General features: G+C 39.6%; 8 protein-coding genes. 2 read left to right on the top strand and 6 right to left on the bottom strand.

Annotated features, from left to right (window positions below):
• Positions 1-2 precede the first annotated feature (2 nt).
• Positions 3-890 (bottom strand): polysaccharide deacetylase family protein, encoded by an 888-nt coding sequence (locus K7X70_RS20740; RefSeq protein ID WP_222538844.1) that lies wholly within the window; start codon positions 888-890, stop codon positions 3-5.
• 203 nt (positions 891-1,093) lie between these two features.
• Between K7X70_RS20740 and K7X70_RS20735 the strand changes: the two genes are divergently transcribed.
• On the top strand, positions 1,094-3,592 hold the full coding sequence (locus K7X70_RS20735) for a S9 family peptidase (RefSeq protein WP_222538843.1): 2,499 nt from the start codon (positions 1,094-1,096) through the stop codon (positions 3,590-3,592).
• 231 nt (positions 3,593-3,823) lie between these two features.
• On the opposite strand, the gene K7X70_RS20730 is transcribed toward K7X70_RS20735, so the two are convergent.
• From K7X70_RS20730 to K7X70_RS20720, 3 genes are all read right to left on the bottom strand, one after another.
• On the bottom strand, positions 3,824-4,540 hold the full coding sequence (locus tag K7X70_RS20730) for a glycosyltransferase family 2 protein (RefSeq protein WP_222538842.1): 717 nt from the start codon (positions 4,538-4,540) through the stop codon (positions 3,824-3,826).
• Positions 4,541-4,928: 388 nt separating this feature from the next.
• Entirely contained in the window at positions 4,929-6,032 is a 1,104-nt protein-coding gene (locus tag K7X70_RS20725) for a C1 family peptidase (protein WP_222538841.1), read from the bottom strand.
• Between the two features lie 169 nt (positions 6,033-6,201).
• A complete protein-coding gene (locus K7X70_RS20720; RefSeq protein WP_222538840.1) occupies positions 6,202-6,843 on the bottom strand; it encodes an outer membrane beta-barrel protein in 642 nt (213 codons plus the stop codon).
• 420 nt (positions 6,844-7,263) lie between these two features.
• Here K7X70_RS20720 and K7X70_RS20715 point away from each other — a divergent pair, with 420 nt between their 5' ends.
• Positions 7,264-8,859 carry a glycoside hydrolase family 130 protein gene (locus tag K7X70_RS20715; RefSeq protein ID WP_255607480.1) on the top strand — a complete coding sequence of 532 codons (1,596 nt, stop codon included), beginning with the start codon at positions 7,264-7,266 and terminating at the stop codon, positions 8,857-8,859.
• On the opposite strand, the gene K7X70_RS20710 is transcribed toward K7X70_RS20715, so the two are convergent.
• Together K7X70_RS20710 and K7X70_RS20705 are read right to left on the bottom strand one after the other, a co-directional pair.
• A complete protein-coding gene (locus K7X70_RS20710) occupies positions 8,852-9,859 on the bottom strand; it encodes a glycosyltransferase family 4 protein (protein ID WP_222538839.1) in 1,008 nt (335 codons plus the stop codon). The genes K7X70_RS20715 and K7X70_RS20710 overlap by 8 nt on opposite strands.
• 2 nt (positions 9,860-9,861) lie before the next feature.
• Positions 9,862-12,156, bottom strand: a complete 2,295-nt coding sequence (locus K7X70_RS20705; RefSeq protein WP_222538838.1) for a glycosyltransferase family 4 protein — start codon at positions 12,154-12,156, stop codon at positions 9,862-9,864.
• Between the last annotated feature and the right edge of the window lie 51 nt (positions 12,157-12,207).

Below are 12,207 nucleotides of genomic sequence, written 5' to 3'. Positions count from 1 at the left end.
CCTTAGAAGCTGTTTTTGATGCTATTGCTTAATGTTTTTGAAGACCAATAACCGCTGGCAATAATTCTTCTGATCGTATACAAAGGATCATTCTCGTCACGTTTAGTCGCTAAAATATAGGCAGATTTCATCCCTCTTTTCTTAAGCTCTGGAATTGCCTCTGGGTTCCACAATCCAAACGGATAAGCGAAATGTTGAATCTTTTTTCCTGTGATTTCTTCCAAAGTTTTGGTAGGTTTTTCAATTTGTGTTACCCAATCCTGGCCTTGATATTTTTTCACATTGTGGTGATCCCAGGTATGAGAACCAATCACATGGCCCATATCGGAAAGTTGTTTCACCTGATCTCTGCTCATATAGTTTGGTCTTCCAAGGGAAACTGTCATCACGAAAAACACGCCTTTGAAACCATATTTTTTCATTTCTGGTGCTGCAATGGTAAACTGATCCAGGTCGGTATCATCAAAAGTCAGCATGATTGGCTTACTTGGCAATGCTGTGCCGTTATTTAAGTAGTCATACAGCTGATCAGGAAGAATGGTATGGTAACCACTATCTGCCAGCATTTTCATATGGTCTTTGAAAGTTGCAATAGGAATGATATAATCTTTGGCTGCTTTCGAGTCTTTTTCTCTCCAGTCGCGCACTTGATGGTAACATAAAATAGGGACTTGTTTGCGTGCAAGAATGGTTTTAGCATCTGCAACCTTGATTTTGGAGATGTCTGTGGTTGACGTCGGACTTTGATCCGCTGCCACGGCACCTTCAGCAGTTGTCGTAGTTAAAGAGTCTTTTTTGTTGTCGCCAGCACCATTGGTCTGTGATTTCGACTGGCATGCAGCCGTAAACAAGACTGCTGCTGCTAGAATAGGTAGGAAGGTATGTTTCATAAATAAGTATTTCATACAAAACTAAAAAATCAATCCTGATTTACTCATAATATTTGCAATGCCTGAATGTCTAAAGCTCGTCCAATATGCTGGACGTTGAAGATAGAGGTAGTCTATCTTCAAAACTATCGCTTTTATTACATAGCAGCGCTCATTCTTACCATCTTTATTCAATAATTTAGGCGGTTTATTTAAACCCACGAATGAAGAAACTTTATACTCCTCTTTTACTCTCGTTTGTTATGAGTTATGCTGCGATGGCGCAAACCAAAACTTTTACCATTACAGAGTCTACTACGCCAGCTCCGAAAGCCAATTACCAGTTGGCAGCGAGATTTTCACCGGCTAAGCTTAAAAAGCTAGTCTATTCTACGGCTGTAGATCCACATTGGCTAAAGCTGAGCAACAGATTCTGGTATGAATATGAAACACCAGCAGGCAAAGAATGGTACCTGGTTGATCCATCAGCGAAAACAAAAAAGAAGATTTTTGATAATGCTAAACTGGCTGCAGAAATCACCACAATCATGCGCGATCCTTTTGATGCACAGCACCTGCCATTAGAGAATTTGAAGTTCTCCGCTGATGAGAAGGCGATTACTTTTGAAGTGAAAAGCACGATTGATGAGCTAAAGAAAGATAGAAAAGATAAAAAAGCAGCGGATTCTCTGCAGAAAAAGATTTTCTTTTTCAACTATGTAATGTCCACAGCAAAGTTGACAGAAGTGCCTAATTATACGAAACCGAAGGCGAAACCAACCTGGGGTGCTGTAGCTCCGGATTCTTCTGCCATCATCTTTACCAGAAATTACAACTTGTACTGGATGGATAAAGAAAACTATAAAAAGGCGGTTAAGAATGAGGAAGACAGTACAATTGTAGAAAATCAGCTAACAAAAGACGGTCAGAAGTTCTATTCTTACGGCAGCAATGGTGACGGAGAGAACAATGAAGAGAATGAAAAGAACAATAAAAAGAGAAGAAGAGCCTTTGTATTGTGGTCGCCGGATGCGAAACATTTTGTGTTGAACAGATCCGATAGCCGTAAAGTTAAAGACCTTTGGGTGATCAATAATGTTGCTCCAGGAAGACCAACTTTAGAAACCTATAAATACCAGATGCCTGGTGAAGCTGAAGCACCTATTGATGAGATGCTGTTGTTTAATTTCGCAGCCAAAACCTATAAAAAGCTGAATACAGCCGCCTTTAAAGATCAGAATTTATCAGTATGGCCAGCGCCAAGTCTGAATAAGGACAGGGATAATGAGTTCAGACCTTCAATCTGGTTGGGTACCAATAACAAGATTTATTTTGGACGTACCAGCAGAGATTTGAAACGTGTAGATGTGTGCGCGGTAGACATTCAAACGGGTACAGTTACGCCATTAATTGAGGAACGTTTCAATACTTACGTAGAGCTAAACCGTCCAGGATTAGTGAATGATGGTAAAGAAATGATTCATTGGTCAGAGCGCGATGGATGGGGACATTTTTACCTGTTCGATGCCGCAGGAAAATTAAAAAATCAAATTACTAAAGGCGCTTTCCATTGCGAGGAGATCGTAAATATAGACCAGAAAAATAGGGTGCTTTATTTTACTGCCAACGGTAAAGAAAGTAAAGAAGATCCTTATTACCTGCACTTGTACCGCATTAATTTCGATGGCTCAGGTATGAAACTGTTAAATCAAGGTGATTTTGACCATGCCATCAGTATGAATGACGAAGCGAAGTTTTTTGTAGACAATTTCTCCAGAGTAAACACAGCACCCAAAGCAGTAGTGATGGACAACAATGGAAGGGTTGTTATGAATCTTGAAACCACAGATTTATCATTGCTAATGGCTACGGGATACAAATTCCCTGAGCCTTTTAAAGTGAAAGCAGATGATGGGATTACCGATATTTATGGTGTGATGTACAAGCCCTTTGATTTCGATCCAAATAAAAAGTATCCAATCATCGAGTATGTGTATCCAGGTCCTCAGACAGAAGCTGTAAACAAAGCTTTCAGCAAAAGCATGGATAGGACAGAGCGATTGGCACAATTTGGTTATATCGTGATTACTGTTGGTAACAGAGGTGGAAACCCTGCCCGTTCTAAATGGTACCATACTTTCGGTTATGGCAACCTGCGTGATTATGGCTTGGCTGATAAAAAAGCTGCAGTGGAGCAATTGGCAGATAAAAATAAGTTTATCGATGCCACTAAAGTAGGAATCACCGGTCACTCTGGTGGTGGATTTATGTCTACAGCGGCGATGTTGGTTTATCCTGATTTCTTTAAGGCTGCGGTATCTAATGCGGGTAACCATGATAACAGCATTTATAACCGTTGGTGGAGTGAGAAACACCATGGTGTAAAGGAAGTGATTTCTGCCAAAGGCGATACGACTTTCAAATATAGCATTGATAAAAATCCTGATCTGGCTAAAAACCTGAAAGGTCATTTGATGTTGATGACAGGTGATATTGACAACAATGTTCACCCCGCAAATACAATTAGAGTCGCAAATGCATTGATGAGAGCTGGGAAAAGATTCGAGTTTGTAATCGTTCCTGGTCAGCGTCATGGTTTTGGCGACCTCACTGAATATACGTTCTGGAAGCTAGCAGATCATTTCAATAAATACCTGATTGGGGATTTTTCGCAAACAGGAGAGGTTGATGTGACTGGAATGGAGCTGGAACCAAAAAAGTAGTTTTAATTTTTAAAAGCCCGGATTCTTTTTGTACTCAAATCTTTGAATGAAAGATTTGCAGGTATTCAAAGCTTTCGGGCTTTTTTATGCGCAAAAACTGGTACTACTAAAATTAAAGGATGGTCTATTAGGGGGGAGGTGATGTGCTGCCAAATGAGAGGTTAGAGATTCTAATCAGAGAAGAGAGCTAATAGTTTTAACCAGGCTATCATGATAAATCAACTAAAATGGTCAGTTTATTTCATAAGATGCTTCTACATTCTGAATGATATTCTGCGTGGTTTTGAGATCTAATTGAGGTCCATTTCTAGTGAAATATTTGAAATGAATATCATCAATTACATTGCTGCCATGATAGATATATACATATAAGTAGTAAGATCCTTTGATGGGCAAGAGCAGTTTTTGAGTTTCTAAATGCTCAATTAATGGGCTATCTTCTAGTCTATTGGTGTCCTGATAAGGATATTGGATCACTACATCTTTCTTGCATAAAAGCGTGCCACTCCAATTGTAAGCTGCCGAAAGGAAGGCGGTTTTATGATTGCGGTCGTACAAGATAATTTCTCGTAATACACAAGCCTGATAGATGAGTTTTGAGTTTTGAAGGAGGGCCATTTGGTGTTTTAGCCTTTCAGGATGATACCAATCGTCATCGTCCCAAGTACATATATAACTTCCATGTGCTGCAGCAACGGCCTGATTCCTGATCCTACCCAGTGATCCATGATTTTCCCTGCAGAGAATGACGATTTTCAAATGAGAAATTTTCAATATCCTATCCATTAGTTTTTTGGTGTCGAGATCATGGCTAGGATAGGAGACCACCAGTTCTTTATTAGGATAGCTTTGCTGTTCAAAATTTACGATTGCCCGAAGTAATTGCTGGGGTCGGTTCTGGCTAATACATATACAAGAAATTAAAGGGTAGTTTTTTTTCACTTTCATATTATATCTTATTTCATGATTAATATAGAGAACAATTCTAATATTTTTTAGGGTCAAATGTCTCAAAAAAAATCAATTTAAACCATTGGTTTATAATTGTTTGAGTGTGTATGGCGTTGTGTGTAAAACCCTGTTTATGAAAATGAATTTATAAGTTAGAATGAGATGTTTTGATATATAGATGTTAAGATATATTGATGTAAATGTATGTTGATGCCAATAACCTTGATGTTTATGGGTACTGATATCAATAAACAGGCAGGGTTACTATAACATTAATCCTGCACCTTAAAGACATCATAAAAAAGCCTGCGCACTTTAACCATCTGAATCTTATCATTTAAGATTTACTGCGGTTAAAGCACACAGGCCTTTAAGATTTTCTAGATTAAATTCCTAGTTTCTTTTTCAATTCCGAAGAAAGCGCTGCTTTTGGTACCACTAAACTCACGGTATTAATCGCAAAGTAAGGTTCCGATACTTCAATATATCCTTTGAACGGGCCTACATCACCCCAGGAGTTTTTTACTTTAAAAAAGTACTTGCCATCACTAGACTGATCCAGACCAATCAAATGCATCAAATGGTCGTCCTGTGTAGTCAAATCCTCATACAATTTCTGACGCAATTCTGGGGAATATGCTTTTTCTTTCGCGTTAGGATTTAACTTTTCCGCTTTCACATCTGCATCATCAGCAAACAGCATCGCATAACCTTTTTTCTGCTGAAAATTTTTGCTGCTCACATCGGCATCCCACATCACGGTGTACCCATTTTTAACGGCAGTTTTTGTCAGGTTTACCATCTCCTCCAGCGGTAAGTTATAAAAAGAACCATTGGCAAAATTATCCGGAGCTTCCAGTACGAAAGTAGAATAATACGGATGGTGTGTAAAAGAAGAGATGTTTACATAGTCGTTGGCATCAAATTTTAATACCTCTTTAGCAAAGGTTTTTGGCGTATAATTTTTCCCTTTATAATCGAAATTTGCAGGGGGAGTACCTAATTTCTGATCTAAAATTGCCTCGTAACCAGCTAACCAGTTGTCTGCAATCGGACGTTTTGTCAATACCGTATCCAGGTAGCTTTTTAGCGCTTGTTCCAGGCCGGTATGGTCTGGGATTTCTCCACTAACTCCTTGAAAAGCTTCTTGTGGCATAGCGCCGTACAGGGCAATTGCCCGGATCAGGTCATGACCTAGGCCACCTTCTCCAAATTGCGCTTTCCCCTGACGAAGTACATAATTTTTTGCTTTCTCGATATAGATATTTCTAGCGGGAAACATCTCTGAAAGGTTAAACTCGCCCATTCCCTTGCGCATTTCTTCAGATTCTATCAGCGATGTGGTAGAGTAGTTCCAGCAAGTGCCAGACTGACCTTGGTTTTTTACGGACGTTGCCGCATTGTCTTTAATCTTTTTTAAAGGGATTTCCTGCGCATACAGAGAAAAGCCGAAGCCGATACCGCAGGCAATTAGAAATATTTTTTTCATGTATAATAAGTTAGGTTAGTTAGGCGCTAAATCAAGAGCTAAATTAACGAAAATCAATAAAACAAATGTGCGTAAAATAGAAGCCATTGAAAATTGTTAAACTTTGCAAAGCAGAAAGGCCCGGAGAATTTCCCCAGGCCTTTAAAAAAAACTAAATTAAGTAGCGTGCTTAGAAATGGAACTGAACACCGATTTTTGGAGAGAAGAAGTTCGCACCGAAGCTAAACTCATCATAACCTTGACCTTTTAATTTTTCGTCATTCACGCCTTCTTTACGTAATGTGTTGTAGTTTAATCCGTTTAATGCGAATTCAATACCGATTTTCTTAGTAGGGTAGAAAGCAAAACCTGGAGATAAAGCTACACCGATTTCAGTAGTAGTACCTGTTTTTGCACCTGTGTTACCTGCTGCATCTACTGCTTTGTCTTTACCGAATGCCATTGGAACTGATAATTGTCCGAAGAATTTAAAAGACTCAGATAAGTTCGCATAGTAACGTCCAAAAGGATTTACGACAAATGAAGTGTTTTTATTACCAAATTGTGCTGTAGTGTTGTCAGCACCTGCTACGCCATTTGTTTTGCTATAACCATATCCGATACCAGTACCGATTGCGATGTTGTCAGAAACAAAGTAACCTACACTTGGCACGATTTGAAAATTGCTGTTTGATTTTGCACCAGCAGCATCACTTTTTTGAGTATCAAATGCAACATTACCACCTACAATAATTTTTCCTTTTTCAGTTTGTGCTTGAGTGCTGAAAGCAAATGCAGAAACTGCAACTAATGATAATACTAATTTTTTCATTTTCTTGTTTTTTAATGATTAACCTGGCCTTTATTTCTGACCATTTACGTTCTATAGTCAACACTTATGCCAAAGCATATCTTTTCTGCAGTGCCAGAAAGCTGTGTTTTTTGTAAGTGCTTAATTGATAATCAAATATGTTTTATTGGAATAATTCATTATTATTTTCCGGTGACAAAGCCTTGGGTATTGTCATTTTAGGGTCTGAAAATAGGTTATTCATCCTGACTATTTTTGTAGGATTGTCAGGTTTATTTGTGTGCCTTTTTGTACAAAGTCTGACAAAAAGCCTGTTCAAGTCAGACTTCCCTAATCGCTATTCCAGCAACAACGCAACAATAATTCTGCACACCGCAGTATTTATTTTAAAAAATGTATAATTTCATAAACCTTTTTACCCCTATAAAACGTTAATACCACATGAGATTATCTGTAGAACGAAAACCGGTTAAAGTATATCCCGATCCAAAACGTGTGATTGCACGTTTTTTCTTTAATGGCGAAGAGCGGGCAATAGAAGTCATCAAACATGTATTGGCGCTTTCTGATCAGGAAGTATTTGGGATCATCTCCCCATTGCTCCAGGAATATTCTAAAAGACACAGGAACATTACAAAGATCCTGACCAGGCATTGTAAAAAAGTGGGGAATGCCATCAAGGAAGCAGGACATGATCCTGAATCACTGGATAAATACCAACGTTTATTGATCGGTTCTTATTTTACACATGAATATTCTATAGAATCTGCAGCCTTCTTCAACCCTTCTATTGTAGAAGATCCGGATCAATCGGAATTAGTAGAAGGCGAAAAAAGAGTCATCATCAGTTTTAGAGCAGTGGGAGAGGGACACATTTCCTCAGTCGTATTTAGAAGAGCCCTGATCGATAAAGACAATAACATTACTGTTATCCCTGCTGGAAACTATATCGACGAAGCAGAGGTCATTAAAAATGCCGTTTATAACAAAAAACTATTCCTTAAGAAAGCTGCGGATTCGAAGATCGATATCGAGATCCTGGACGAGCTGGGCCATAAACTAGAAGATAAATTCGATTATGCGACCTTAAGGAGAATCATACTGGACACTAAGAGTCTTCAGGAAGATGAATTGAAGAAATTGGAATATGATAAGATTCTATGGCTTTCTGATACCTATCATGAAATCAGTTTCTCCAGGGATACCGATATTTCAGACCGTGTGATCTTCCCAATCTCCGAATTTGAAAGGAAAGGAATTGAAGACGCAAGATTTGTACGCTTTGTGAAAGCTGATGGATCCGTTATCTTCTATGCCACTTATACTGCTTTTGATGGTGCGATGATCATGCCTAAGCTACTTCAAACTACGGATTTTTACGATTTTAAAGTGAGTCCATTACATGGTATTGGAGCTCAGAACAAAAATCTGGCATTGTTTCCAAGAAAGATCAATGGGAAATATGTGATGATGTCCAGAATCGATGGCTGGAACAATTATCTGATGTATTCCGATAAACTAACAGTTTGGGACAATCCAGTGAAACTGCAGTCGCCAAAGTTCCCTTGGGAATTCATACAGATTGGAAATTGCGGTTCCCCTATTGAGACCGAAGATGGCTGGCTGGTGATCACCCATGGTGTAGGGCCGATGCGCAGATATTGCTTAGGTGCGAGTTTGTTTAATCTGGAAGACCCATCAATAGAGATCGGCCGACTAAACGAACCCCTTGTTATTCCAAATACAGATGAGCGGGAGGGTTATGTGCCTAATGTGCTTTATTCTTGCGGATCAATCATCCACAATGGTGAATTGATCATTCCTTATGGCTTGTCCGATTATTGTTCTTCATTCGCTTCTGTTAAAATAGACTTAGTTTTAGCACGTTTGAAAAGTTCTGACTGCCTGATTAAAGCTGGAGGAAAAAGCGATGAAGAGGAAACTGACCTGTTAGAGGAGAAAAATGAGGCTGAATTACTCACAGCCGCACCATCTGCTATAGAACAAGGCAAGGAAATTCAAAAAAAAACTAAGTAGCTAAAATATGATGGTAAAGGCTGATATAGTCCTTTACCATTTTTTCTTGCGAAAACTGGCTCAATGCCCAATCCCTGCAGGTTTCCCTATGGATACTATCCAACTGATGTACTGCACCTACGGCTCCTTCCACATCAGCTACTAAAAATCCGGTTTCCTGGTCTTTGATGAGCTCAGACATAGATCCTCTGTTAAAAGCGATCACTGGCGTTCCGCAAATCATTGCTTCCGCAACACTCAAACCAAAAGGTTCTTCAAAATTTATTGGGTGTAATAAGGCCGAAGCCTGTTTTAACAACTGATTTCTTTGTTCCGGACCAGCAGCGCCTACAAATTCAATATCTCCGTTTAGAAAGGGAGCAACATGTGAATTGAAATAACCCTGATCCTGTACAATGCCTGCAATAATTAGCTTTTTATTGCTCTGAATGGCAATCTGTATCGCTTCAGCAGTTCCTTTATCCGGGTGAATCCTCCCAAAAAATAAAAGATAATCTTCAGGAACTGCATTAAACTCAAAACCTGTGGGGTCTATGCCATTATAAACTGTTTTAAGGTATTGAAGGGCAGGATGCCGGTCTGCATTACTAATCGACACATAATGCCCCCTTGAATTGTATTTTTGATACACGGGAATGATCTTTTCTGAGGAAAAACCATGGATGGTAGTCATCATTGGCGTGTCTATCAAACCAGTATACGTTAATGGCAGAAAGTCATAGTGATTGTGGATCAAATCAAATGATCCCGCTTTTTCCATCAGGTTGCTGATGTGCAGACATTCTACCACTTTCGCATCCTGATCTCTGTTTTCTTCATATCCTGCTCCAATCACCGCATCCAGTTTTCCTGAAGTCAGCGAATCGCCAGTTGCAAACAAGGTGACTTCCAGACCAGCTCTAACCAGTCCTTCTGTTAAATTTGAAGCCATTTGCTCCCAGGGCCCGTAGTGCCTTGGAGGAGTTCTCCAGGCTACGGGCGCTAATACTGCGATTTTCATACTTATATTAAACGCTTGTTTTCCTCTTTTTGAACACTAAATAATTCGCCACTCTGAATGTATTCATACTCAGATTCTAATGCCTGAAGTACAATTAAGTGTGAAATCCAATAAGCCAATGTGCTTTCTGCACCTTGATTTCTATTGACACCATGTGGCTGTAAACCATCACCGCAGCCTTTAGTCTCATGGTCGTATAATGGAAGTTTCAAGCTGTTTTCGCCTAAAAACCATTGGTAACACAGATACATTTGCGTGATATACCCCAGATCTAAGGTGATCTCATAAGCTTTGAAATACATCAGTACCATCGCCATGGTTTCAATGGCCTGCTGATCATAAAGTGCCATTTGGCCGCCATCTTTAAATAACCAACCATCATTTCCTACCGGATTTAAATAGCCATCAGAAATGGTGTGCTTAGATAAGAACGCCATGCTTTCCAATGCTATGCTTAAAGACTCTTCATCTTTGGTCACCTGATAATGGCAAAGTAAAGCGAGGGGAAGAATGCCATTGTCGTACGTCATTTTTTCTTCAAACCAGTGCCATGTTTCATTGCGATGGGTTTGATAAGCAGCTTTTAAGGGTACAATAAGCATGTTCATCTGCTCTTTGATATGGCCGTCATAAGGGTGTGCTTCCAGATATTTTTCTAAGCCAATCACTGTATTGGCGATTCCCCTCAAATGAGTCAGTTTGCTGAAATGAGGGGCAGATTTTAAAAATAAATCTTTACCAAATTCCCGGTATGAATTGTTAGGTGCATTACTGATCAGGTAGCCTAATGCCCATACTGTACGTCCGAAAGAATCTTCAGAACCTACTTCATCCAGGTATTCGCGTTTAAAGCTGAGGAAGTTTCTGAAATTTCCATCGTCGCATTGCATGTATTGAATGAAACTCAGATAGATGGGCAGCAATTCCAATGCAGCTTTACTTTTATTTTGCTGATACGCCAGGATGGCCAGAATTAATGCCCTGGAATTGTCGTCTAAGCAATAGCCTTCTTTAAGATTTGGAATACCATATTTTGCATGCTGCACAATCCCGGTGTCATCGGTTAATCGCTGTACATGTGCCAGACTAAATGCAGGCATCATATCTGGATCTATAATCTGCTTGCCACCTTTTTCTATTTCGGAAAGATATTTAGAAACGGCCTCATCTAATACATCAATGAATACCTGTCCGGTACTTGGCCAGCGTAAATGCAAGCCATATTCATAGGCATTGGAGCGTAATTGTGCTAGTTTGTCTTTCTCGTTGAACAGTTCATTTACAATGTTAGCCAATCCATCGCTATCCCTGAAGTCGAATAATCGACCTCTATTGTCGGCAAGTAATTCTTGTGCATGCCAGTAGGGGGTAGAAATCACCGCTGCACCTGAGCCTACTGCATATGATAAAGTGCCACTGGTAATTTGTGCCTCGTTTAAATAAGGCGTAATGTACATGTCTGCGGCAGTCAGGTAATCAAACAATTCCTCCTCTGAGACAAATTTGTTGATGAAAGTCAGGTTGTCGGATACATTCAGTTTTTTTGCCAGCTTTTTTAAGCTATCGCGATATTCTTCTCCGGAGTTCTTAATCACTCCTGGGTGGGTAGTACCGAGGATCACATACATGACATCCGGATTTTGCGCTACAATTTTAGGTAGAGCCTCAATCACAGTTTCCAATCCCTTATTTCTACTGATTAGTCCGAAGGTAAACAGTACTTTCTTATTTTTAAAAGCCAGTGATTGTTTCACCGGGTTTTCAACTTTTGCTTCCAGATCCGGAACACCGTGCTCAATGAGCTGTATTTTTGAAAAAGGAATGCCGTAAATTCCAGTCAGGAAGCCTACTGCACGATGGCTCATCACGACCACTCTGGAAGAGTGTTTTGCAATTTCTCTAATGATGGTGAGCTGCAAATAATTTGGATCCTTTAAAATAGTATGGAAAATAGTGATCAGCGGTTTTTGCAACCTTGCAATTAAAGGAAGGATATAGATCCCGTTTTCACCGCCATAAATTCCAAACTCATGCTCCAGAATACAGGCATCAGCCAGACTGGTATTGATATAATCTGCCGCGCGGATATAATCTTTTTGATTTTCCTGGCGGATAACGTATTTCACTTCTTTAGGGTATTCATATTCACCCAAATGCTCTGAATCATTCATGGCCACTACGAAACTGTCGTCGGATACGGCAACCTTATCAGATCCAATTGCCCGAAGTAGATTATGGTTAAACGTAGCGATGCCACATTCTCGTGGTGGATAAGAAGAAATATAAGCGATTTTCATAATAATATGGGTTTTTAAGCTTCAATAATAGGGGTTCTTGCAGATGCGGAG

The organism is Pedobacter polysacchareus (assembly GCF_019802255.1).
Classification (GTDB): Bacteria; Bacteroidota; Bacteroidia; order Sphingobacteriales; family Sphingobacteriaceae; genus Pedobacter; species Pedobacter polysacchareus.
The sequence above is the reverse complement of the archived record's forward strand: the minus strand, read 5'-3'. Positions and strand labels throughout refer to the sequence as shown.

Bases quoted from the DNA above. Each gene is read 5' to 3' on its own strand.
- K7X70_RS20715 (WP_255607480.1), top strand. From the start codon at position 7,264: ATGAGATTATCTGTAGAACGAAAACCGGTTAAAGTATATCCCGATCCA.
- K7X70_RS20710 (WP_222538839.1), bottom strand. From the start codon at position 9,859: ATGAAAATCGCAGTATTAGCGCCCGTAGCCTGGAGAACTCCTCCAAGG.
- K7X70_RS20740 (WP_222538844.1), bottom strand. From the start codon at position 890: ATGAAACATACCTTCCTACCTATTCTAGCAGCAGCAGTCTTGTTTACG.
- K7X70_RS20705 (WP_222538838.1), bottom strand. From the start codon at position 12,156: ATGAAAATCGCTTATATTTCTTCTTATCCACCACGAGAATGTGGCATC.
- K7X70_RS20720 (WP_222538840.1), bottom strand. From the start codon at position 6,843: ATGAAAAAATTAGTATTATCATTAGTTGCAGTTTCTGCATTTGCTTTC.
- K7X70_RS20730 (WP_222538842.1), bottom strand. From the start codon at position 4,540: ATGAAAGTGAAAAAAAACTACCCTTTAATTTCTTGTATATGTATTAGC.
- K7X70_RS20735 (WP_222538843.1), top strand. From the start codon at position 1,094: ATGAAGAAACTTTATACTCCTCTTTTACTCTCGTTTGTTATGAGTTAT.
- K7X70_RS20725 (WP_222538841.1), bottom strand. From the start codon at position 6,032: ATGAAAAAAATATTTCTAATTGCCTGCGGTATCGGCTTCGGCTTTTCT.